At 39.9% G+C, this 22,750-nt stretch carries 18 protein-coding genes and 1 tRNA gene; 10 read left to right on the top strand and 9 right to left on the bottom strand.

Features of this window, described 5'->3' with window-relative positions:
* Positions 1–152: 152 nt before the first annotated feature.
* Positions 153–830: a hypothetical protein gene (locus ACI7T6_RS04855; protein ID WP_404665260.1), complete on the bottom strand. Its 678-nt coding sequence runs from the start codon at positions 828–830 to the stop codon at positions 153–155.
* Between the two features lie 243 nt (positions 831–1,073).
* Complete coding sequence (locus tag ACI7T6_RS04850) at positions 1,074–1,787, bottom strand: hypothetical protein (protein ID WP_404665259.1); 714 nt, start codon at positions 1,785–1,787, stop codon at positions 1,074–1,076.
* Between the two features lie 234 nt (positions 1,788–2,021).
* On the opposite strand from ACI7T6_RS04850, the gene ACI7T6_RS04845 reads away from it, so the two are divergent.
* Both ACI7T6_RS04845 and ACI7T6_RS04840 read left to right on the top strand, forming a co-directional pair.
* A complete protein-coding gene (locus tag ACI7T6_RS04845) occupies positions 2,022–2,468 on the top strand; it encodes an Asp23/Gls24 family envelope stress response protein (protein ID WP_404665258.1) in 447 nt (148 codons plus the stop codon).
* Between the two features lie 33 nt (positions 2,469–2,501).
* Positions 2,502–2,999 (top strand): hypothetical protein, encoded by a 498-nt coding sequence (locus ACI7T6_RS04840; RefSeq protein ID WP_404665257.1) that lies wholly within the window; start codon positions 2,502–2,504, stop codon positions 2,997–2,999.
* Positions 3,000–3,018: 19 nt separating this feature from the next.
* Here ACI7T6_RS04840 and uvrC read toward each other — a convergent pair whose 3' ends face one another.
* From uvrC to glyS, 3 genes are read right to left on the bottom strand one after another with little or no spacing between them, the layout of a single operon-like run.
* The gene (gene uvrC, locus ACI7T6_RS04835) at positions 3,019–4,833 is read right to left on the bottom strand and encodes an excinuclease ABC subunit UvrC (RefSeq protein WP_404665256.1); all 1,815 of its coding nucleotides are present in this window, start codon (positions 4,831–4,833) and stop codon (positions 3,019–3,021) included.
* Entirely contained in the window at positions 4,820–7,249 is a 2,430-nt protein-coding gene (mutS, locus tag ACI7T6_RS04830) for a DNA mismatch repair protein MutS (RefSeq protein WP_404665255.1), read from the bottom strand. Before mutS ends, uvrC begins: the two co-directional genes overlap by 14 nt.
* A gap of 54 nt (positions 7,250–7,303) precedes the next feature.
* Positions 7,304–10,333 carry a glycine--tRNA ligase subunit beta gene (gene glyS / locus ACI7T6_RS04825; protein ID WP_404665254.1) on the bottom strand — a complete coding sequence of 1,010 codons (3,030 nt, stop codon included), beginning with the start codon at positions 10,331–10,333 and terminating at the stop codon, positions 7,304–7,306.
* A gap of 259 nt (positions 10,334–10,592) precedes the next feature.
* Between glyS and ACI7T6_RS04820 the strand changes: the two genes are divergently transcribed.
* Positions 10,593–11,813 carry a hypothetical protein gene (locus ACI7T6_RS04820; protein ID WP_404665253.1) on the top strand — a complete coding sequence of 407 codons (1,221 nt, stop codon included), beginning with the start codon at positions 10,593–10,595 and terminating at the stop codon, positions 11,811–11,813.
* A 315-nt stretch (positions 11,814–12,128) separates the two neighbouring features.
* Here the strand turns inward: ACI7T6_RS04820 and ACI7T6_RS04815 are convergent, their stop codons facing one another.
* Positions 12,129–12,776 (bottom strand): hypothetical protein, encoded by a 648-nt coding sequence (locus ACI7T6_RS04815; RefSeq protein ID WP_404665252.1) that lies wholly within the window; start codon positions 12,774–12,776, stop codon positions 12,129–12,131.
* A 33-nt stretch (positions 12,777–12,809) separates the two neighbouring features.
* Complete coding sequence (locus ACI7T6_RS04810) at positions 12,810–12,956, bottom strand: hypothetical protein (protein ID WP_404665251.1); 147 nt, start codon at positions 12,954–12,956, stop codon at positions 12,810–12,812.
* A 263-nt stretch (positions 12,957–13,219) separates the two neighbouring features.
* On the opposite strand from ACI7T6_RS04810, the gene ACI7T6_RS04805 reads away from it, so the two are divergent.
* Genes ACI7T6_RS04805 through ACI7T6_RS04795 form a run of 3 tightly spaced genes read left to right on the top strand, consistent with a single transcriptional unit; the run spans position 13,220 to position 18,354 of the window.
* The gene (locus tag ACI7T6_RS04805) at positions 13,220–14,929 is read left to right on the top strand and encodes a ShlB/FhaC/HecB family hemolysin secretion/activation protein (protein ID WP_404665250.1); all 1,710 of its coding nucleotides are present in this window, start codon (positions 13,220–13,222) and stop codon (positions 14,927–14,929) included.
* A 51-nt stretch (positions 14,930–14,980) separates the two neighbouring features.
* A complete protein-coding gene (locus ACI7T6_RS04800) occupies positions 14,981–17,086 on the top strand; it encodes a filamentous hemagglutinin N-terminal domain-containing protein (protein WP_404665249.1) in 2,106 nt (701 codons plus the stop codon).
* A complete protein-coding gene (locus ACI7T6_RS04795; protein WP_404665248.1) occupies positions 17,083–18,354 on the top strand; it encodes an aminoacetone oxidase family FAD-binding enzyme in 1,272 nt (423 codons plus the stop codon). The genes ACI7T6_RS04800 and ACI7T6_RS04795 overlap by 4 nt, the downstream gene beginning before the upstream one ends.
* On the opposite strand, the gene ACI7T6_RS04790 is transcribed toward ACI7T6_RS04795, so the two are convergent.
* Both ACI7T6_RS04790 and ACI7T6_RS04785 read right to left on the bottom strand, forming a co-directional pair.
* Positions 18,297–18,944, bottom strand: coding sequence for a hypothetical protein (locus tag ACI7T6_RS04790; protein WP_404665247.1), 648 nt, complete (start codon positions 18,942–18,944; stop codon positions 18,297–18,299). The two genes, ACI7T6_RS04795 and ACI7T6_RS04790, sit on opposite strands and share 58 nt — an antisense overlap.
* Before the next feature lie 381 nt (positions 18,945–19,325).
* Positions 19,326–20,066 carry a hypothetical protein gene (locus tag ACI7T6_RS04785; protein ID WP_404665246.1) on the bottom strand — a complete coding sequence of 247 codons (741 nt, stop codon included), beginning with the start codon at positions 20,064–20,066 and terminating at the stop codon, positions 19,326–19,328.
* Positions 20,067–20,172: 106 nt separating this feature from the next.
* On the opposite strand from ACI7T6_RS04785, the gene ACI7T6_RS04780 reads away from it, so the two are divergent.
* The 4 genes from ACI7T6_RS04780 (at position 20,173) to ACI7T6_RS04765 (ending at position 22,306) form a co-directional block, all read left to right on the top strand.
* Positions 20,173–20,352 (top strand): hypothetical protein, encoded by a 180-nt coding sequence (locus ACI7T6_RS04780; protein ID WP_404665245.1) that lies wholly within the window; start codon positions 20,173–20,175, stop codon positions 20,350–20,352.
* Positions 20,349–21,401, top strand: coding sequence for a 23S rRNA (adenine(2503)-C(2))-methyltransferase RlmN (gene rlmN / locus ACI7T6_RS04775; RefSeq protein WP_404665244.1), 1,053 nt, complete (start codon positions 20,349–20,351; stop codon positions 21,399–21,401). Before ACI7T6_RS04780 ends, rlmN begins: the two co-directional genes overlap by 4 nt.
* 95 nt (positions 21,402–21,496) lie before the next feature.
* Positions 21,497–22,111, top strand: a complete 615-nt coding sequence (locus ACI7T6_RS04770) for a CDP-alcohol phosphatidyltransferase family protein (protein ID WP_404665243.1) — start codon at positions 21,497–21,499, stop codon at positions 22,109–22,111.
* Positions 22,112–22,234: 123 nt separating this feature from the next.
* Positions 22,235–22,306: transfer RNA gene (locus ACI7T6_RS04765), tRNA-Gln, on the top strand.
* The last annotated feature ends 444 nt before the right edge of the window (positions 22,307–22,750 follow it).

The raw sequence follows: 22,750 nt of genomic DNA, 5'->3' as shown, positions 1-22,750 counted from the left end.
TGCTAGGTTTAGCTTACTGAAATAAAAATCCCTTAAGCCATTTCCCTCTGTTAATCTAGGGGGGTAGAAAGTTAGAGCTCTTTTTTCTTAAAAAGAGCTCTAAAGTAGACTGTCTTTTACCCTCTTAAGCGATGAGTAGAGTGGATAGGGGGCTATGTCCTAAGCGTTTTTTCTTCTTTCTGATCTTGAAGCTCCATGGGGATACAAACTGCTGCTATCCCATTTCCTTCTGAGGGGCCGGTAGGGATACAAACCCATGAAGCTGGGTCACTTCCAATTGCAATAGGGTATTGCCCAATTGTTTCTTGGCAGTAAGTTCTCTCTCCTGCTTTAGGATAGATATCAATATTTTTAAACTGTTTCATGGCAATCACAGCCATGATCGCCTCTATTGCATGAGGGATGCGGTAGTGAGGAGGAATCAGTTTATTTTGTGTAGAAGGATTTTGAGAAGAAGAGTTAGGAATAATGCATTTTGTTATGAGCATCCAATAGCTTTTGTCAGAAGGGACTCCTAGCTTAGGGGATAGATGGCGTAATGCAAAAGGAGGGAGGAGTTTTTCTAGTACATCTAGAGCAGATACACCTTGGGGAATGAGGCAAGTCATATGCGTTTCTTCGATCTGTTTATCTGGCCAAAATGGGCAGGGAGATTGAAGTATGGATGTAATATGATCTGGAATAGGGAAAGGGGGTACAGAGATACCCAGATAATGATTCCATTCCTCAGGTCCAAAAGGAGGTGTTTTTTGTAGAGGGTCTACTGAAGGTTGGATGGGAGGAAGAAAAGAGCTTATGGCTTGAAAGAAAAAATTTCCAATACTTTGCATCATCAGCGGCTCTCCAGGTATTCAAGAGTGGTTAAGACCATCACTAGGGGATATATAGGGATGGAAGCTCTTGTTTGTTATCATTATATTAATTTATATGTTGTTTCTTTTCTATATGATTATTATTTATTTTAACCAAAAAGGGTGTTTTAACTTCATTTTCCTTAACTTCTAAGGATTAAATAGAGGAAATATGAAAAATAAGATCTCTTTTTTTTAAATACAAGAAATGATTGTCTCTGATCAATAGATCAAAGACCACTCTTTGCCTGCGTGGCTCTCTAAAGAGCTCTTCACCCCTTTTTTTGTTACATCATAAACCCCTACAATCCCATTCACTTCATTTGGGATGGTAGGGAGATAGAAAGAGGAAAAAGGGTCGCCCCCTAGAATAACAGGATTTCCTTGATGCATTTCTTGACAAAGAGTTTGCTCGCCACGTACCTGATAGAGAGTGATGTTTTGTAGGTGCTTTAGAGCAAGTATGGCAACCATGACCTCTAAGGCGTAAGGGATGCGGTAGGGCGTGAGGAGGTGCTTATCAGAGGCAATCCTCCTATTTTCAGCTGTGGGAAACAAAATGCAGCAACTAGTAATCACACATTTTGTGAGTAAAATCCACCGATTTTCTCCTTCAGAAAGAGCAAGTTCTGGATATTTTTTTCTTTCTGAAGCAGAAAAGCCGGCTTTTTCCATGAGGTCAAGAGCTGAAATGCCTTCGGGAATGAGGCATACAAGATGCGTCTCTTCCAGGCGCTTATCAGGCCAAAAGGGGCAAGGAGATTGCATGAGTGTCTCTAAGTCTTGAGGAAGAGGGGGAGCCTTAACATCTCTATCCAGATAGTGTTTCCATGCGTAAGAGCCAAAAGCTAGGGATTTTTGAAGAGCTGGAGAAGAGGTAGGGGCACAAAAAGCTTCTAATGTACGGTATAGATAATTTCCAATATTTTTCATCATGGCATAAGCTCCTTTTTATTTTAAGAGCTACCCGTTAAGGCTTTTGCTGGCACTTGAGGCGGCTCTCTCAGGCTCATTTAGAGATTTTAATTTTTAAATAAGGGTCCAAAGTTGTGTTTTTTTCTCCCTTTCATTAGAGCCTAAAATTTCCTTATTTTCCACTGATAGAAATAAAAAAAGATGATCTTTACTTTTCCTAAGAGGTTGCTATAATGGCTTGCAAGAGAGGTGTATATGAGTAATCCTTTAGAGCAAATGAACCATAAAGAAGTAGAACTTCCTGAAACTGTTTTTATCCGTGATATTGAAAATAAAGTGTTTCAATCAATTGTTGTCCAGTGTCTACTGAATATTGAAGGGATTGCTCTTTTAGAAGGAAATCTGATCGACTATTTTCTAGGAAGAGAGTCTCCTGAGAGAATTTCAGGGATCTTTGTCGAGCAAGACCTTAAAAACCAATCGATTCAGGTGAAAATTGAGGTGAGTGTAGCGTTTGGCATTGTTCTTCCTCAAAAGGCAGAAGAAATTCAAACTCTTGTTGCAAAAGAGCTCAGCCGTTTAACAGGTCTTCATGTGAGTCTTGTGCATGTTGTCTTTAAAAATCTCATTAAAATTGAGTCAAAAGAAATGGGGGCAGAAAATGAAGATGAGGCTGCAACTCACTACTCTGACAATTTCTAAGAGAGTCTTTAAGAGAAAGTAGGAGCTAACCAAATGAGATGGCGAGATTATCTGTTTTCTACAGTCTATACAATGTATATTCTCCTCCTCTTTCTCTCGGCTTTTTTCCTCTTAACGCTTGCCTGTTTGCCGTCTTTTCAAACTAAGGTCGCTATATTTTTTGCAAGTTCTAGCTCTTTATTTTTTGTTTTAGGCACCTTGATTCTGATCGCGGCTGCCCTCTTAAGTTGTGGTCTTTCTTATGTGGATAAACAAGAGATTTTAAAGATTAACCTTAAAAGCGAAATTGCCCCAAACGTGATTAGCTCTTGGGTCATCCATACGTTAGAAAAAATGTTTTCTTTAAAAAATTGGTGCGTAGAGACAATCATTAGAAAAGATCAACTCTTAGAAATTGTTGTGTATGACTCTTTTAAAAGGGGAGAGCTCCTTTACCGTAACCAAGAAAAGCTCAAATCTCAAATTTGCTCTCTACTTCTTGAGTTTGCCGGGTATTCAGGAGATATCATCTTCACAGTGATTGAAAGATAAACTCTCTTTATTGAAGAAATTATTGAGGGAAACGGTCTTTAAAGGCTTGGATCGTGGTGATATCTTTAGCTGTAATTCCTTTCACCTGTTTTAAAGCTTCAGGGTCTGCTTCTAAAATACGTTGTAAACTTCCAAATGTTTTAAAAAGTCGCTGCTTTTTCTGAGGCCCAATTCCTGGAAGCTCATCAATGGCGGATTTAATAAGCCGTTTTTTCCGCTGCTTACGGTGAAAAGATATCGCCCTTCTATGAGTTTCATCACGGATTCTTTGGAGGAAAAAAAGAAGGGGGGAGTGAAGCGGGAGCGTAATAGGCTGAGAGGTGGAAGGGATAAAGATTCTCTCACGGGTGAGGCCCTTATCATGACGACTCTCTTCTTTGGCAAGAGAGATGATATCAACAGTTGCAATGTTAAGCTCCTCTAACACTTTAACCCCGATGCCAAGCTGCCCTTTTCCACCATCTACGATAATGAGATCAGGAAGGTTATTCTCTTCTTTAAGCCGTGTAAGTCTTCGCCTTAACACTTCATGTAAAGCCGCATAATCATCAGATGTGTGAACTGTTTTAATGTTAAAGAGGCGAGACGCTTTCTTATCGTAAACCCCGTCTGTAAAAGCTACCATGGAGGCGACAAGGTCAGCTCCTGCAATATTTGAGGTGTCAAAGCATTCAATACGGCTAGGATAACAAGAGAGCTGAGCGGTTTCTTGTAAATTGAGGAGCATCGCTTCTGTGAGCGCATCTTCATCTTTTTCCTGCTCAAAGATCACCTTCGCATTATTCTCTGCCATCTCCACCATCAATTTTTTTTCTCCTTTTTGAGGAGCGGTAAGAGAGACATTGATAATCTCTTGAAGCTCTTTTTGAAGAGGATGCCGCACAAGAATCTCTTCAGGAAGAGATTGTTTATTTTGATAAAACTGCAAGATGAAAGAAGAGAGGAGTTCTTCATCGGTTTCTGCTGCAGAAGAAAAGGTGTAGTGCTCAGATCCGATGAGATTCCCTTTTCTAAAAAAGAGCTGCGTGAGAACGACATCATACCCTTGCCTATAGATACCTAGCACATCGGTATCTTTTCCAACGGGCTGGGCGACAAGCCCTGTTTTGGCAGACATTTGCTGTATGGCTTCAATTTGATTTAAGATTTCTCCTGCTCTTTCAAATAGCAAAGCATCAGATGCCTCTTGCATCTCTTTTTTTAGAGTTTCTACAAGCACTTTATCTTGCCCTTTAAGAAAGAGGATCGCATTTTTCACATGCGCCCCATACTCTTCTTTCGTGCAAAGATTTGTACAAGGAGCTAAACACCGCTTGATGCCGTGAAGAAGACACGGTCTTGATCTTCGTTTAAACTCTTCATCAGAGCACTGCCTTAAGGGAAATATTCTTGCCATGAGATCAACAGTTTGTCTTGCTGCATAGGCGTTAGTATAGGGCCCAAAGTAAAGGCCATCTCCTTTAGACCGCTCTTTTGTCCGCATCAGCCGGATTCTTGGCCACGGATTTTTGGGGTTGATCATGATGGTGACAAATGTCTTATCGTCTTTTAGGCACGCATTAAACTGAGGCTGATGTTTTTTAATGAGAGTGTTCTCAAGAAGGAGGGCCTCTTTTTCAGAGGGAGTAACGATGATGTCAATGAACGAGAGCGCAGCGATGAGGAAAGGGATCATCGGCCTTCCATCGCCGCTTGCTGCAAAATATTGTTTGAGTCTTACCTTAATGTTTTTTGCCTTACCAACATAAATCACTTTTTTGTCGGCATTTTTCATGAGATACACACCAGGCTCTGTTGTGTATTTATCAAGAACTTTAGGATCAAAAAAGGGCAAGCTGCCCTCCCTTTTTTAGTGAGCTAGACTTTTTGGAGCTGAGCGCTCCTTGCGCCGTGTGATTTTGATGTAAAAGCTCAAGCATTTCATGGGCTTTTTTTAAGACAGGGTAGGGAAGCCCTGCAAGTTTAGCGACATGAATGCCGTAGCTTTTATCGCCGCACCCTTTCAAAATCTTATGCAGAAAGACAATCCCTTTTTCTGACTCTTCCACAGCGACATAGTAGTTCACAGCGCCGGGGATTTTTTTCTCCAGCTCTGTGAGCTCAAAATAGTGCGTGGCAAAGAGTGTTTTGGCTTTTTTTCCTTCAGTTGTGAGGAGATAGTCAGCAATGGACCAAGCGATTGCAATGCCATCATAGGTGCTCGTTCCTCTTCCAATTTCATCTAAAATCACAAGAGATTTAGAAGTGGCATTATGTAAAATATTCGCCGTTTCACTCATCTCCACCATAAAGGTTGATTGCCCTCTACTTAAGTCATCACTTGCTCCAATACGGGTAAAGAGCTTATCAATGACCCCAATATGCGCTTTTTTTGCCGGAATAAAAGAGCCGATCTGGGCCATTAAGGTTAAAAGAGCCACTTGTCTAATGTAGGTTGATTTTCCAGCCATGTTAGGGCCTGTAATCACAACGAGCTGCTCTTTTTGATCAGAGAGATTGACATCGTTTGCAATAAAGGTTTGTTTGCCTAAAGCGATTTCAATGACAGGGTGCCTTCCCTCTATGATCATAAGCTCTGAGCTCTCATCTACAAGAGGTCTAGAGTAGTTACGCTCTTTTGCAATATGTGCAAGGCTTAAAATCACATCAAGATGCGCAATTTGTTTTGCAACAAGACGGATGGATTTAGCATAGGAAGACACCTTTACTCGAATTTCTGTGAAAAGTTGATTTTCGAGAAAAGCCATCTTATCTTTTGCTGAGTAAACCGCGTGCTCAAAATCTTTAAGCTCAGGGGAGATAAACCGCTCAGTATTGACAAGGGTTTGTCTTCTTTGAAAAGAGAGCGGCATTTTTTCTGCTTGTCCTCTACTCACTTCAATGTAATACCCAAACGCCTGGGTATATCCCACTTTAAGGGTTTTAATGCCGGTTTGTTCTCTTAGAGTTGTTTGATAGTTTGCTAGCCACGCTTGGCTATCGGTTTTTAAAACTCTTAATTGATCAAGATCTGGATGAAAGCCTGGTTTAAAGATATCTCCGTCACTCAGTTTTAAAGGAGGGTGATCCACAAGAGCTGATTCAATGAGACATGTCACAGAGGAGAGATCTTCTAAAGGAGTGTGTAAAAGCGCTTCAATCTGAGGAAGAGCTTTTAAAGAGAGCTTTAGAGCAATTAAGTCTCTAGGGGAGGTGTAGCCTGATTCAATCCGCATCGAGAGCCTCTCAAGATCCCGTATGGTTTCAAGGGCAGCTCTTAAAGAGACTCTTAAAGAAGAGTTCAGCACATATTTTTCAATCTCTTCTTGCCGCGTGTAAATGTCTTGAGAAGAGACAAGAGGGTGTAACACCCAATCTTTGAGGAGCCTTCCGCCCATGGGAGTGACAGTTTCATCAAGAACAGCAAGAAGTGTTGTACTCTTATCGTAAAGAGGGGTGATGAGTTCTAGATGTTTTTGCGTCGTTCTATCTAGCCAAAGAAATGTGCCTGGGTGAACCGGCTCAATCGATTTAATATGTGGCAGTTTGAGATTGAGATCATCTAAGACATAAGAGAGAAGAGCCCCTGCAGCATTGACTGAGGCTGTCATGGTTTTTAGTCCAAAGCCATCTAAAGAGTGCACTTCAAACTGCTTCATGAGCCGCTCTAAACTGCTGCGGTGATCAAACGCCCACTCTTCTTTAATTTGAAGATTTGAGAGAGAAAGAAAAGAGAGTTCTTTTTCTAGAGATTTCCACGCTTTTTCACTGATTAACACCTCTTTAGGAGAGAGTCTTGTGATTTCATCGATGAGAAAATTGGTATCTTCCAGTTCAATGACCCGGAAATCCCCTGTTGTAACATCTAGAAAAGCGATCCCAATGAAGCAGTTTACCTGGCTAATCGCTGCAATGTAACTGGCTGTTTTTTCATTTAAAAGAGAGGACTGGATGACAGAGCCTGGCGTTAACACTTTGACAATGTCTCTTTTTACAAGCCCTTTAACAGCTTGAGGGTCTTCAATCTGCTCTGCCATAGCCACTCTATACCCTCTAGAGACGAGTCTATCAAGATAATTTTCTACCGAGTGGGCAGGGATGCCTGCCATGGGAATGTCTTGTCTTTGAGTTAAAACAAGATCCAGCTCTTTTGCAAGAATTTTTGCATCATCTTCAAACGCTTCATAAAAGTCTCCCAAACGGAAGAGAAGAAGCGCGCCTTTAGCTTTAGCCTTACACGCTTGCCATTGTAACATCATAGGTGTTGTCATAAGCTATGCATTATCTCTCTCTTTTTCAAGAAAGTCAATCCATGCTTTTCTCTCTTACCTTTCAGGCCCTTGAAGGAGACTAAGATTGACAATCTCAGAAAAGTAGGCAAACACCTGAGTTAAAAGAGCGAGCCTATTATTTCTTATGATAGGATCTGGATCTAAAATTTTTACCTCTTGGAAAAGTCTTGAAAGAGGAGGCTGAAGCGTGGCAAGAAGAGCATATATTTTTTCATATTGATGTGTCTTCAGTAAGTCATCCCATTCAAGTGAAATGGCTTTAACTAAGGCAAAAAGCTCTTGTTCTGATGGATGCAGAGTGAGTTCTTTGTTAAAAGAGGTGTGAACAGGTGTTTCTAATACCCCTTTTGCCCGTTTATACACCTCTAAAAGATCTTTAAAGACAGCTGTTTGACGAAATGTTTTTAGTGCTTTTAGCTGTGAGTAAGAGACGTAAGGGTTACAGCACCCTTGAGATAAAGAGGCTTCGATTTCATCTTTTTTAAATCCCATCTCTTCAAAGACAAGCTTAGATCTTGCTGTAATGAAAGCCAGAATCTCTAAGAGGAGGGGTTCTTTAAAATGCGGGTACAACGGACTTACACTCTTTAGCACTTCACATAAATCTAAAGAGAGCTCTTTTTGGATCAATAAACGAATGATTCCAATTGCTTGTCTTCTAAGAGCATAAGGATCACTAGAAGATGTCGGTTTAAGCCCTACAGAGTAGTATCCCAAAAGATTATCACATTTATCAGCAAGACAAAGAAGTGTGCCTGTAGGAGATAGAGGAAGCGCATCCCCTTCAAAGCGGGGGAGCCAGTGTTCTCTCATCGCTTGAGCGCATTCTCTCTCTTCCCCATGGTAAAGCGCGTAATATTCTCCTAGCGTTCCTTGAAGTTCGGGGAACTCTTTCACAAGGGAAGAGGCGAGATCTGCTTTACATAAAGAGGCGGCTTTTTCAACAAGCGGTAAAGAAGAGAGGTGTGTAAGGCGTTGCAGGTAAGTAGCGATTTTGTGGATTCTACTTACCTTATCTCCTACTGAGCCTAAATCTTTTTGAAACACCACTGTCTCTAGCTTTTCATTCATCACAGGTAGAGGTGTCTTTAAATCTTGCTCATAGAGAAAAGCGCCGTCTGAGAGTCTAGCTGAGAGCACCTTTTGATTTCCCCGGGATATAAGAGATGAGGGGGTGTTATCACATGTGATGACAAATTGATTGGTGATGACACCGTCCTTAGAGACAGGGAAATATTTTTGATGCTCAATCATTTCAGAGGTGATCACTTCTTGAGGAAGGGTGAGAAACCTTGCATCAAAAGAGGCAAGGATAAGCTCTGGCCACTCTGTTAAATGCACAACTTGAGAGAGCACTTTATTCACATCCTTGAATTGGATACCATGAGTCTTTTCTAGTGTATGGATTTGATTTAATATATGTGTTTTTCTCTCATTTACATCTGCTAAGACAAAGTGATCTCGTAGAAGAGGAAGATAATCAAGAGGACGAGTGATAAAGAGTTTTTCATTTCCTCTTTGAGCATGTCCGTAGGTAACTCTTGAAGAGTTGATATCGCCATATTGAAACGGGATCACCTCATCTCCAAAAAGAGCTGTGATCCAGTGCAGGGGTCTTGCATAGGTTGTCTCTAAATAACCCCACCGCATTCTTTTAGGAAATTCAATGCCCCCTACAATATGAGGAAGAGCTTCTTTTAAAATAGAGAGGGTACTTTTTCCTAGGATCTCTTCTTTCGCAAAGAGATACGGCACTTGCTTGATCTCTTGAATCCATACAGAATCACTTGTATTTTTTTGGAGTTCATCAAGTGTGATCGCAGGCAGTCCTAGCTGGCTTAAAAATTTTTGCCCTTGAAGAGAGAGTTCACCTTGTTGATCAAATACAATCGAAAGAGGAGGCCCCTTTTTCTCTAGAGTAAGGTTTTTTGTTCCAGTAGAGAGTCCTTGAATCAAGAGGGCAAGCCTCCGGGGAGCTCCGTAACATTCAAGCCGCTCAAACTGCAAGTTCTCTTTTTCTAAAAGAGAGCGCATGAGCTTCTCTAAGCTTTTCATGCCCAGCGGAATAAAAGAAGCGGGAAGCTGTTCAGATCCAATTTCAAAGAGAAAGTCCCGTGTTTCTCCAGGAGTAAAACTGTGCGTAGGAGAAGAAATCGTTGCTATCTCCTTAGGATTTTCAACTTCTTTGATCAAAGGAAACTGCAGGGTTTCTCTTGATTCAATATAAGCTGTTGCAACTAACCGCGATAGTTCTCTAATCCGGCCGATATAACCTGTTCTTTCTGTAACAGAAATGACGCCTCTTGCATCAAGCAGGTTAAAAGCGTGAGACGCTTTAATCACAAAATCGTAAGCGGGGAGGGGAAGTTTTTGCCAAATGAGCCGTTTGGCTTCGTTTTCATAATCTTCAAAATGTCTTAGCCACATCGGGATAGAAGCTTCAGAAAAGTTATATTGACTCCACTCAATCTCATTTTGCTTTGAGATATCTCCTAAGGTCAGTGTTTCATTCCACTTCAGATCAAAGATATTATCCACATTTTGGATAAACATGGAGAGACGCTCAAGCCCGTAGGTGATTTCTGCAGTAACCGGTTTTAAAGGAAGACTTGCCATCCCTTGAAAGTAGGTGAATTGAGACACTTCCATTCCATCACACCACACTTCCCAGCCAAGGCCCCAAGCGCCAAGTGTTGGAGATTCCCAATCGTCATGCACAAAGCGGATGTCATGCTCTTTAAGATTAAACCCGATGCATTCAAGAGACTCTAAGTAAAGCGCTTGAACCTCTAAAGGAGACGGCTTTAATATGACTTGAAACTGATGAAAGAGCTGCAATCTGTTGGGGTTTTGTCCAAACCTTCCATCGGAGGGTCTTCGAGACGGTTCCACATAGGCTGCTTGATAAGGCTCTGGCCCTAAGCATCTTAAAAAAGTTGCCGGATTAAAGGTTCCAGCTCCTGTTTCTAAGTCGTGTCCTTGGTGAATCACGCACCCTTTTTCTTTCCAAAACTGTGTTAATCTGCAGATGAGCTCTTGTAATGTGATCATAATGGATGTCATTCTACATGAGAAGATCCAGGAGAGTCAAATGCTTCGTGGGGAGAATGAAAAGAGAGCCTGAAATAGAGGGAATACAATAACTGTAACTCTTTTGAATCTCTATTTTCACCTCGTAAGCAAAATACCGATTTTTAAAGGATACTTCTCTATCAGTTAGTGATAGTGTGCACCCTTCAGTAATAAATCATTAAAATTGATGTTTATGTGTAATTAGATAAGAATGCATATTGTCTATAACACAATTATTTATGAGGCAATAATGAGAATTATCAATTGTTTGCAATTCATCCGAAAAAGCCAATCTTTACTGTTTTCACAAGTAAAAAACTCTTCAGGGAAGCTATTTTTCTGCGATCGTACAACAGGCAAAGTCAACTCTTTGCAATCTAAGCATTTGGGGGGGAATGTCTCTCATAAAATGGATCAAATGGAAAATTCTATTTTAAAAAAAACGGCTTCATTGCCCTCTAAAATAGAGCCTCTATCAAAGCAAGCAGAAGATATTCAGGCACTCAAAGACGAAAAAGAAGCTCTTCACCTACAAACTTTAGAAGAGAATGCATGTGGATTATCCGGATATGAAGGAGCTTGGGATTGGAATAAAAAGACAGATAGCCCAGAAGAGTGGGTACAAGAATTAGAAACAATCACCTCTCAATGGAAACCGTTGCTTACAGCTGAAGAAATGATGACAATGTATAAAATCGTAGAATCTGATGGAGTGGATCCTGCTTTAAAAAAAGAATTACAACAAAAGCTAGATGAAGACGCAAAAAGAACTGATGAGAGACTGTATGGGGATCCAAAGCTTGACGCTTATATTGAAGCGCATCAAGGAAAGATTGAAGATCTTCGTCAATTCAATATTAATATTCTGGCTCATAGAGCAGAGTTAGGCAAGCTCGATCCTGAAACTGTGGAAAGAGTTTACAAAGCACTCGAAGAGGAAGAAGAAGCGCTTCATCTCCAAACTTTAGAAGAGAGTGCAACTGGATTATCCGGATATGAAGGAGCTTGGGATGAAGAGTCAGATAGCCTAGAAGAATCGGTACAAGAATTAGGAACAATCACCTCTCAGCAGAAATCGTTACTTAAAGTTAAAGAGATCATTCGAATGAATGAAATCATAAGGTCTGATGGAGTGGATCCTGCTTTAAAAAAAGAACTACAACAAAAGCTAGATGAGAATTCAAAAAGAGTGGATGAGATAATTTATAGAGATCCAAAGCTTGATGCTTATATTGAAGCGCATCAAGGAAAGTTTGAAAATTTTGAAGGTTTTAATCTTGGCCTTCTAGCTCAAAGAGCAAGAGCTGGTAAGCTCGATCCTGAAACTTCGAAAAGGGTTTTCCAAGCACTCAAAGATGAACATGAAGCATCTTGTCAGGGCACTTTAGAAGAGATTACACGTCTATTATCAATGGATGAAGGAGCATGGGATGAAGAGCCAGATAGTTCAAGTCTTAAATCACCTAAGTAATTTTAACATAGGGATTTGTGTGTAATTAAAAATAAATAATGCCTTTGAATTAAATATTTTTTTACATTGATCTTTATCTAAGATGAATAAGGGTATCAATTGATGAGACTTACACTTCCGATTGCTTTGAGCGCTCAAGGCTCATCATGCTTAAGAGGATATGGGTTTATCTTTTTCATTTTGATCATGAAGCAGCTAAACCCATGCCTTTTTTGAACGAGTAATTCCATCTATTTTTGATTGCTTTTAGTGTCTTGACTCCTTTAAAATTATAAAATTTTTACTTGTTCCATCTTCTAGAAATTTAAAATTTTATCATTCAATCCATTTTTTGAATAATTTCATCATTTGAGTATGAATTTTTAGGGTTGATTGAGGATTTGCCTTTCCTATAGAAGTCATTGTTTCCTTAGAATAAGAATGCACATCTCGAAGATCTAGAGATTGAGATTCTTTGTTTCCTGTTGAATTCATCCATTCCACAGGAAAAGCATAAGGCTTATTTTCCTTTGCTATAGATACTCCTTCCATTATTTTGATCCCTATATGAACAGGGGCCTTAAACCCATAATTTGAGATATTAAATACGTTAAATTGTTGATTCATCGTTTGTACTTTATAAATTAACCCTTGAGGTGAAGAGGTTTTTTGAGTGTTTTTTATCTGTTTAATCGCTTCTAGAACGATTGTATTATGAAGGAGAGTGTCATCATTAGAGCCAATTTTTTTTAAGATCTGTGTCTTTGGATTAATACAAGTGATTTGATTAAATAAAAGTTTGGAATTGTTCTTTAGACCATTACTTTTATTTGGATAAAGCTGAATGCTATTTTGATCAATATTTTGCGTTGTTAGAAAGAGGCCTATAAACCAACCGAACAACTCTCCAACAATATAAACGGGCCTATCTTCTCTATAAGTTAGATTTTTCCCCTCAATCAAACCCTTTTTAGATACGAGCACAATATCTTTTCCCTTATAAAATGCATCTTGATCTTAAGTTTTTTGAGAAGAGCTCTCAACTACTTTATCACAGAAAAACCGTTTAAATAGGGGATTTTGAGGGAATCTGTGGGTTACAGGATTCATCAAGGCTATCCCTAAAGGGCTCATGGAACGAGAAACAGTTCTAATCATCGTCATAAAACATTCTCCTTACACCTTAATTATAATATAAATAAATTTAATTTGATGTTTATATATAAATAAATATTTTTATAATTAAGTTGTTAAAATTGATTGTAGTGAATAAGTATGAAATATTTTATCTAGGGGATTTACTAAGAGAAGTGGATGTAAGTAGAGGCTTTTTCTAGTGTGATCAAGCCCGTATTTTCATAAAAAGACTTGAGCTTTTTTCTATTTTAAAGACAATAACAAAATTGGTTTAAATTAGGCGTGGGTGCGTGATCAAGCAAAAATGGGTTCTTTTACTGTGGAGTTTCCTTCCTTTTTCCGTCAGCGGTAGCTTCACCCCTCCTGCAGGCGTTGTAGAGAGAGAATTAGAAGAGCAGTATGAAGATTCTAATACCCTTCCAAAAGAAAATAACATGCCCCTTCTTCAGTGGGAGTCTTTTCCAGAAAATGTCATCACAGGAGAGGAAACCGTGACTCTTCAGAAGATTGAAGTGAGGGGAAATGCCATCCTAACAAACGAGTATCTAGAAAAGGAGTGTTTAAGTTATTTAGATAAGCCTTTAAATTTAAATGACTTAGAAGAGCTATGCCTTCATATTCAAGCTATCTATGAAAAACAAGGATATTTTCTTGTCACCGCTTATCTTCCTCCTCAAGAGATCACAGAGGGAGTACTGATCATTGAGGTGATTGAAGGGAGGCTAGGATCCATTACAGTAGAAGGGAATAAGTTTTATAGCGCGCATTTTATTGAAAGCTATTTCCTTCCCTTTCAAAACACATGTATTCACTATCAAAAGTTCATGAAAGCTCTTCTCCTTCTCAATGAAAATATGGATCTTCATGTGGAGGGGACACTGAAAAGAGGGCGGGATCCCGGAGCAGTGGATTTGATTTTGAATGTTAAAGATCAACACCCCTTTCATTTGGCTTTTGATGTGAATAATGAAGGGTCAGAGGAAACAACCAATTGGCGATCAGGAGCAAAGTTAGAAAGGGGCAATAACTGGATCATGGGAGATAAAATCACGCTGATTCAAGTGGCAGGAGCGCCGCCCTCTCATCTCTATTTTTTTGATCTCATCTATCATGTTCCTCTTACGTTAAAAGGGCTTTTTTTTGAGGCGTCATACTTAGGGGCCTTTTTTAAAACCTCTCCTCTTTTAACAGAGTGTAGAGGAAGATCACAGATTGAAGAGATGAAGATGATCTACGCTGTAAAAAGAGATCCTCATCAAAGTGTCAATAGCTTTATGCAGCTTCAAAGGAAGAAACTGCAAAATTTTGGAAGCTTAAGTTCTTTAAATGATGACAAGCTGACTATTTTAGGAGGAGGCTTTTCTATGGATACATATGACTCATTTAAAGGAAGAGTGTTTCTTGAAGGAAAACTGAGCATTGGCATTCCCCATTTTTTAGGCTCGATGGGAGCCAAAAGTCCTCATAGCAGCCGTGTAGGTGCAGGGGGCGAGTTTTTAAAGCTCCAAGGAGAATTTAAACGGTTTCAGCCCCTTATCAAGGGGCTCCTTTGGAAGATGAAGGGAGGCTTTCAGCTGAGTCTTAATAAACTCCCTTTAGGAGAGCAGATCTATTTAGGAGGTGTAGATACTGTAAGAGGGTATCCTCTTGCTCAAGAGCTGGGGGATCACGGGTATTACCTCTCTTCTGAAATGCACCTATTTCCCTCTTTTTTTAGATCAAATAGCTACCTCCCTTTTGATCCACAAGAAGAGCTCTTTTATTTCACGGGGTTTATCGATTTAGGCCAAACCTTTTCGATCGGGGGAAAAGATATGATCAGAAATGGCCATGTCATAGAGGCGCTTCAAACCCATCAATTTTTATGCTCTATTGGGCCAGGTCTTCGTTTCAGAGGGCCGTATCAAATGAAGTGGAGCATTGATGCTGGCTTTCCTCAAACAAATAAGGGAAGATTCTCACACCCCCTCATCTACTTTAAACTAGGACGGAATTTCTAGTTTCAGTTATAGGAAGATCTTTAAGTGCCTTAATAGATATGAGTGTAGAGAGTGGGTGTATTTGGACTATTTAAAGATCAAAAGTTACTGATCCCTTTTGTAAACATTCTTTACTCTACTCTTATCGGCGCTGTGATGAGCCCGCTTCATGCTATAAGCCGTCCTGAAGTGGTTCATGGCACCGCCTCTTATCAAGGAAAAGAGGGATCAGAGATCATCCATGCGTCAGATCAAGCAATGCTCAGGTATCCGCAGTTTCATCTTAAAGAAAAAGAGAGTCTTGCCTTTCATCTTCCCTCATCTAAAGCCACTCTTCTTTGTGAAGTGATGAGTCAGGAGCCAGCGTTAATTAATGGATCATTACACACCAATGGAAAAGTCATCTTTGTTTCTCCTTCAGGTATTCTTTTCTCGAAAACAGCAGACATTTCTGGTCATTCGTGGGTGTTTTCTACCCTTGCCTTACAGCAGGAAAACTTTTTAAAAGGGCAGTTTCAATTTGCAAATCAAGAATATAGGCACGCCTCTATTGAGCAAAAAGGAAAAATCGAGGTGACAGGTGATCTTGTTTTTTTAGGGGCAAATATTCATCAAGAAGGCGCCTCTTATGCAAGAGAGGGGAATGTGATGTATGGATCAGGAGAAGAGGTTCTTCTTAGATTTCAAGAAAATGGGCAGCTTGTGATGCAAGTGACAAAAGAGTTCATGTCTCAACACGCCTCTCAAGCGCCCTTAAGGCCTCAACAAACCGTCATGCAGCACGTGATGAATAAAGAGGTAGTTGTTAAAGCATCGCACATTCAAAAAAGAGAAGGAAGAGTTTGGCTGACCTCGCAAAGCGATGTGCAATCTCTTCATGCTAAACTAGAATCTCCTCATCTTTTACTAGAAGGAAAATGCGAGGTAAAAGATCAGTGCACCCTTAAAGGAGACTATTTATGTGTTAAAGAAGAACTAAAAGGAGGCTCTTTTTTCGCAAAGAGCCGTGTGATCGAGATTGATGCTCCTATTACGATGAAAAATACCGTTTTTCTTGAGGGAAGTCATATCTTTCAAAAGCACACCGTAAGAGGAGATCAAGGGGTGACCTATACAGGAGATACACTTGTGTTAGGAGGAGACGTGATGACAGATTATTCGCCGATTACTCTTCATCCAGATATCTATCTGACAGATAAAAACCTCTCTCTTCATACAGGATATGTTAAAGGAAGTATTACCTTAAGCGGAGCGTTAGATGGGGCTAAGGGATCTATGCTAACGCTTTGTAATGGAGACTCTCCTGTGCATTTAAGAGGAAATATTGGAAAACAAAGCGCTTTTGACAGGTTGCAGATTATTTCTCAGGGATCTGTGATCTTAGAGGGGGGTGTAGGAAGCTATCAGCACAAAGGGGTCAATAGTTTTGATATCAGAGGAAAAGAAATCACTTTATTAGGAAGCTACTACCATACAGGATCTTGCGTATTTGAAGCGCCTTTTATAAGGTGGGAGAGTTTAGATAAAACCTTAAAAGCTGATCACTCTTTAAAGATCAAAGGGCATGAACTTAACTTGCAGGGAGGAGAAAAGTCTCTTTTTTACGTAGAACAGGGGGATATGAGGGTAGATTCAGGCATCTATATCAACCCTGATCATCACGCCTCTTTACATATGAAAGCATTAAAGGGGACGCTCTTACTTCCTGATATTCAAGGGCTGAATTCTTCTTTATCCCTTGAGGCAAAACATATTCTCGTAAGAGGTGCTTTAGAGGTAAAAGATCTTGATTGCAAAGTAGGGCAAACAATTGGGTATGAAGAAGAGAGCGCCTCTTTTCCTCCTTTAAAAGGAGAGCGATTAACACTGTATTCTGAGGGAGGGGGCATTGGAGAGGCAAAATCGCCTCTTCATATTGATATTACCAGCTCTTGCAAAGTGGGATCTTCTGGCCCTATTTATCTCAAAGGGCACTGTTATGGCCTGATTCCTCATCTCTTTGAAGATCATAAACCTCCTTTCCTCCTCTTTAATGAGGAGAGGTATTGCTATCATCTCATGGCAAGCAGTATGATAGGACGGAAAAAAAATTCATCCCTAGCTCCCATTTTAAAGCGCAATCAAGAAGAGAGCGAGATGACCCCTTTTCTTATCAACTCCAAGGTGCTTTATCCATGATAGATTCTGATCTTTTACAACTTGTCAACACCCATCCTCATCAAACAGCTGTCATTATAGGGGGAGGAGCAGCAGGTATTTTTGCGGCCATTCAAGTGAAAGAGAAAAACCCTTCTCTTCATGTGATTGTATTAGAAAAGTCAGCTGTCTTTCTCTCTAAAGTGAGAATTTCAGGAGGGGGAAGATGTAATGTCACCCACTCTTGTTTTGATCCTCAGCAGCTTGTGAAATTCTACCCCAGAGGATTTAAAGAGCTCCTTGGCCCTTTCCATACATTTCAACCCAAAGACACTATCAGTTGGTATGAAGAAAGAGGCGCCCTTTTAAAAGTGGAAAAAGATGGGAGGATGTTTCCTACTACAAACCAATCTCAAACGATCATTAATACGTTGATGCAGGAAGTGAGTAGGCTTGGGATCCATTTAGTGGGGTGTGAGCCAGCTACTGCGATCTCTAAGGAAGAAGATCTATTTCATATTCAGTTAAAAAATGAACGCCTTCTTTTGTGTAGATCCATCATGTTAGCAACAGGTAGCAGCAGTCAAGGGCTCTTACTTGCAGAGTCACTGGGGCATTCATTAGAAAAAAGTGTGCCCTCTCTTTTTACCTTTAATTTACCCTCTGCTTCTTTGCTGCATCTATCAGGAGTCTCTGTTCCCCATGCAAGGGTCTCTCTTCCTCACATGAAACAGTCGTATGAGGGGCCGCTTCTCATTACCCATTTTGGCTTAAGCGGTCCAGCTGTATTAAAACTCTCGGCTTGGAGTGCAAAAGAGCTTTACGCTGCTGAATATAAAACAGAGGTGAGGGTGAACTGGGCTCCTCATTTAACTCTTGAAGAAGTGAAAGAAGATCTTTTTAAATGGAAAAAAAAGAAGCCTTCTACAACAGTTGAACTCTTAGCTCTTTATGATCTTCCTAAGAGTCTTTGGAAACATTTAACACAGCCGTGGGAAGGGAAAATTCTCTCGCATCTTTCTCTTAAAGATATGGAGCTACTTTCTCAAAGAGCGTGTCAAGATACCTATCAGATGGAGGGGAAAACAACCCATAAAGAAGAGTTTGTGACATGCGGAGGTGTTAAGCTAAATGAGGTGAACTTTAAGACGATGGAGAGTAAAAAAACACCTGGGCTATTCTTTGGGGGAGAGGTGCTTAACATCGATGGGATTACAGGAGGATTTAATTTCCAAAACGCTTGGACAACAGGCTATATTGCAGGGCTATCTATGGCTTGCTCTGTAAGAGAAAAAAGCCTTGGGGAGTGACAAAGAAGGTCACTTGCCTCTAAGAATGTTTGGCGGTACACTTCATAGAGTGTTTTCTTTTGATAGTTATGGTAAACCCAGGTGATAAGAGAAATCACAGTAATAAAGACCATTAAGGGCTTTTCTACTTGGAGGGCGTGAAGAGGTGCAAAACGTCTTCCCACTGTGATTAAAGAGCCTCCTAATATCATTAGCCATAAAAGTTTGACACGTCTAGACACTTGACTATACCGAATCTCTTGAGCTTGTTGCATCTTGCGTGAGATCGTATACATGGTATCAAATGTGGTTGAGTGGAGGCGCGTGGGAGGTAAAGAGAGTTGAAATAGCTGGTTAGTATGGCGAATATTTTCTTTTAAAGCGTTATCTGCACCCCTTAAATCAACCCCTAATTTTTGCTTGATAGATGAAAAGAAAGAGGCGTGAGCTGGGTTATAGAGAGTGTGGGAAAACCTGGGAAGGCTTTGCCGCTCTATAGAATGAGAAGGGGAGAGATCTTTGACATTTTGCTCAGATTCTGCTCCTAGCTTAGAGATATAGGTTTTCCAATAGGCATTAAATAGAGGGTCATCAGGAGGTAAAAAAACCATAAATACCTTTTTTTCTCTTGTATCTTAAGATGCATTATAACAGGCTAGCTTTTCATTCAGGTAGTGTTTTTTTAGAATAAGAAAGAAGTCAATCATCTTCTTAGAGAAGGATTTATTCAAGCCAAAGCTTTTTAGAAGAGCCTACTATGAATTTGAATCCAAATACCACTTTGACCCTAATGATTTCTCTTTTACATCTTATCCAAATGAGGACAAATCTAAAAAATAGGTCTCTCTTCTTTAAAAAACGTGCTCTTAAGAAGCTTGAAAGAGAAGGGTTTTTTCAAAAATATTTGTCTTCACTTAAGTTTCTTAAATAGGCTAGACTTGCTTTAGAACATTGATTTTAAGCTACTTAAGTGAAGGATGAAGATATTTTACTTACTCTAAGGTATCTGTTTTTTCATGAGCGGGTGAAGAGTCAGTGTCATCAACCCATATGACCTTTAGAGGAGTGGTGGTACAAGGGGGATTTTTTGGAGGAGAAGATAGCTCCTCAGGGATTATCTCTTCTGGCTTCTTTTCACAAATAAGAGGTTCTCCTGAAAGAAGGGTTTGAGCTTGTAAGATAATTTGTTCATACTCTTGATAGAGTATTTTATTTTGATAGCTGTGGTACACCTTTGTCATCAGCAACAGAAGAGAAGTCAATATCATGAACGGTTTCCCTAATTTGTTTGCATGAAGAGGTGCAAAGTGTTTTGCAAAGATCAGATAAGAGCTACCTAATAGGGTCCACTGCGTGATTCTAATGCGGCGAGAAATTTGATGGAATTGAGTCAATTGCGCATTGAATACATTCGTCAGTATTTGAGCAATGTTACGGTGCGTATCAAAGTTTAAGTCATCTATTGTATGGAGTGCGTTTAGCGCCTCAGCATACTGATTAATGTTGTTTAAAGAGGCTTGAATCTGATCGTGTGAAATTCCAAGTTTTTGTTTCACTAATGCAACAAAAGAGGGAGGAGGTGAGCTTGGAGTGGTAGATGGAAAGAGTCTAGAGCTTGAAGAGGAGATTGGCTTGGCGGGGGATAGATTTTGCAGAGTTTGCTCAGCGTAACTGCCTAATTGATTAATACAGTTATTCCAATATTGATTAGATCTAAAACTTACTGCTTGCATATTTTATTAACCCCTTTTTTGATTGCCGTGCTTTTACTTTAGCACGTAAATTATTTATTTGTATATTGTTTTTTGGGAAGGTAAAAGGTAGAATGGATGCATTCCTATGTTATTATTAAATCAAAAAATAGCTTCTCATGAGGCAAGTTATACAATAGAAATGACGCGTCAAATGATGCAGATCAATAATAAGCTGAATCATTTAATGCATATCCAAGTGAATAAGATCCAAAAAATTTATCTTTTGCAATATCAATCCCTTTTAACCCATTTAAGTATCCTGTGAACAACATCTATAATTTATCCCTTGAAGAGCTGGCCGTATGGCTTCAAGAGAGTGGGGAGAAATCTTTTCACGCAAAACAAATATTTCATTGGCTCTATCAAAAAAGAATCTCCTCTTGGGAAGAGATGAGTAACCTCTCTAAAACACTAAGAGAAAAATTAAAAAATAACTTTACTCTTAAGAGTTTAACCCTTGTTAAACAAGTGGATTCCGTTGATAACGATACAACAAAATTTTTATGGGAACTCTCAGATGGGCAATTGGTTGAGTCGGTATTGATACGGGCTCCTGAAAGGCGGACTGTCTGCGTTTCTTCTCAAGTGGGTTGCCCAGCAAGATGTGCCTTTTGTGCGTCGGGAAAGCAAGGGTTAAAGAGAAATTTAGACGTGGCAGAGATTATTCAGCAGGTGCTTGAAATTGATGGGACCTTGGCTCAGATTGGGGAAAGAGTATGCCATGTTGTCTTTATGGGAATGGGAGAGCCGTTTGAAAACTATGATGCTGTGACAGCAGCTATAAGGCGCTTAATTCATCCAGAGGGTCTAAACATCTCTCAACGAAAAATCACAGTATCAACAGTGGGTGTTGTGGATAAAATTGTGCAGTTTGCAGAAGAGGGGCTTAAAACAAATTTAGTGTTATCTCTTCACGCTCCTACGCAAGATATCCGGAAAAAAATTATCCCTTATGCAAGAAAATATGCGATTGCAACCATTTTAGATGCGATGCTCTATTTTGCTCAAAAATCGGGAAGAGATATCACCTATGAGTACACCCTTCTTGAAGGGATTAATGACCTTCCAGAACATGCCGTGCAGTTAGCAAAGCTTGTCAAAGGGCACCCTTGTACAGTTAATCTCATCCCTTATAATAAAGTAGAAGGATTAAGACTGAGCCGGCCAAGTAGAGAATCGATTGAAGAGTTTCGGCAGATTTTAGTGGATGCTAAAATCCCCACCACCTGGCGCTACACAAAAGGGAAAGACATTGCAGCAGCTTGCGGCCAGCTGGCTTTACAAACGAAAACGCTTCCTATGATTGCAGAATAAACAAGAGAGATTTTTCTTATGCATCACGCATTTAGGTTTTTTTTTCACCTCTTAGAAAAGAGAAGCTTTGATGATCTAACAGGGGAGTGTATTGCATGAAACTTCCCCTCATCCTCACCTTATTTCGCATTGTGTTAAGCCCTCTTTTTGTCGCTCTTTATCTCTTAGGGGGTGAAAGGGGTGCATATCCTCTTGCTCTTCCCTATCTTCTTCTTTTGATTGTGATTGTTTGTGAGATTTCTGATGCGCTCGATGGTTTTTTCGCAAGACGCAATAATCAAGTGACAAACCTGGGGAAAGTACTAGATCCTATGGCAGATAGTTTCTTTCGGCTCTCTGTTTTTTTTGCTTTTACACAAGGGATATTACAAATTCCTTTATGGATTGTGATTGTTTTCTTTTGGAGAGATAGTCTTGTGAATACATTAAGAGCGCTTTTTGCTCTAGAGGGTATTGCTCTTGCAGCAAGGGTGAGTGGAAAAATTAAAGCGATTTTACAAGCTGTTGTGATGATTTGCATTCTTTTAGGCATGATTGGATATGCCCATGATGCTGTGACAATTGAAACATTAAAACGTGTCAGTAGGTTTTTAACCACTGTTGCAGCAATCTATACCTTTTGCTCAGGGTGTGAATATCTCTGGATTTCTAGGGTTTTTTTGCAAAGCGCTCTAGGGATTTCTCAAAAAACTTTCCCTAAGAGCCTTTAAGCTGTCTCTCCTCATCCATCAGATGAGAGAGAAGAAGCCATTTCTTGAAGAAGTTTTAAGGCAATAGTATGAAATTGATTGCTGAAAAATTCCCCTCTTCAGTATCCTAGAGCATCTTACAATTGGGGTGTCGCCAAGTGGTAAGGCAGCGGTTTTTGGTACCGCCATTCGAGGGTTCGAATCCTTCCACCCCAATATTAACTATTTTTTTGCTTTGGCAAGAATGAAGCATCTTTAAGAGTTACCAGGCTCTTTAAGATGAAAAAGAAACATTTTCGTATAGCAAGATAGACGCCTTTCCTTGGAAAGATGTCCATAGTGATGATGAGCCTCTCTAATTTCAAGTTCTTTTGATTAGAGGTTGCACACCATCTCATTTCTATCTTGGAGGAAGTGTCCATCACCGTTAATCAAAAAAGAGCCCCTTTTTTCATTTTCTGTGGTGTGTGCAAAAAGGATTCAAGAGAAATAAACACTCTTTAATTCAGCTAAATTCCACTCAAGTAAAACACCTGAAAAGGTTTTTTAACGCCCTTTTTGAGAGTTTCGGCTCATCACTAACGGCATAGGGGTGCGTGATTTAGCCTTAATTTCCTCATATCCCTATCGAAAAATGATTTTGCATAACTATAAACGGGG

Origin of the sequence: Rhabdochlamydiaceae symbiont of Dictyostelium giganteum, assembly GCF_964291045.1 — a bacterium.
GTDB lineage: Bacteria > Chlamydiota > Chlamydiia > Chlamydiales > Rhabdochlamydiaceae > PALSA-1444.
Note: the sequence above shows the minus strand (reverse complement) of the source record. Positions and strands in the feature narration are given on the sequence as shown.

What these genes read in the sequence shown, in the direction of transcription:
- ACI7T6_RS04855 (WP_404665260.1), bottom strand. Translation starts at nt 830, where the DNA reads ATGCAAAGTATTGGAAATTTTTTCTTTCAAGCCATAAGCTCTTTTCTT.
- ACI7T6_RS04850 (WP_404665259.1), bottom strand. Translation starts at nt 1,787, where the DNA reads ATGATGAAAAATATTGGAAATTATCTATACCGTACATTAGAAGCTTTT.
- ACI7T6_RS04845 (WP_404665258.1), top strand. Translation starts at nt 2,022, where the DNA reads ATGAGTAATCCTTTAGAGCAAATGAACCATAAAGAAGTAGAACTTCCT.
- ACI7T6_RS04840 (WP_404665257.1), top strand. Translation starts at nt 2,502, where the DNA reads ATGAGATGGCGAGATTATCTGTTTTCTACAGTCTATACAATGTATATT.
- mutS (WP_404665255.1), bottom strand. Translation starts at nt 7,249, where the DNA reads ATGACAACACCTATGATGTTACAATGGCAAGCGTGTAAGGCTAAAGCT.
- glyS (WP_404665254.1), bottom strand. Translation starts at nt 10,333, where the DNA reads ATGACATCCATTATGATCACATTACAAGAGCTCATCTGCAGATTAACA.
- ACI7T6_RS04820 (WP_404665253.1), top strand. Translation starts at nt 10,593, where the DNA reads ATGAGAATTATCAATTGTTTGCAATTCATCCGAAAAAGCCAATCTTTA.
- ACI7T6_RS04810 (WP_404665251.1), bottom strand. Translation starts at nt 12,956, where the DNA reads ATGACGATGATTAGAACTGTTTCTCGTTCCATGAGCCCTTTAGGGATA.
- ACI7T6_RS04795 (WP_404665248.1), top strand. Translation starts at nt 17,083, where the DNA reads ATGATAGATTCTGATCTTTTACAACTTGTCAACACCCATCCTCATCAA.
- ACI7T6_RS04790 (WP_404665247.1), bottom strand. Translation starts at nt 18,944, where the DNA reads ATGGTTTTTTTACCTCCTGATGACCCTCTATTTAATGCCTATTGGAAA.
- ACI7T6_RS04785 (WP_404665246.1), bottom strand. Translation starts at nt 20,066, where the DNA reads ATGCAAGCAGTAAGTTTTAGATCTAATCAATATTGGAATAACTGTATT.
- ACI7T6_RS04780 (WP_404665245.1), top strand. Translation starts at nt 20,173, where the DNA reads ATGTTATTATTAAATCAAAAAATAGCTTCTCATGAGGCAAGTTATACA.
- ACI7T6_RS04770 (WP_404665243.1), top strand. Translation starts at nt 21,497, where the DNA reads ATGAAACTTCCCCTCATCCTCACCTTATTTCGCATTGTGTTAAGCCCT.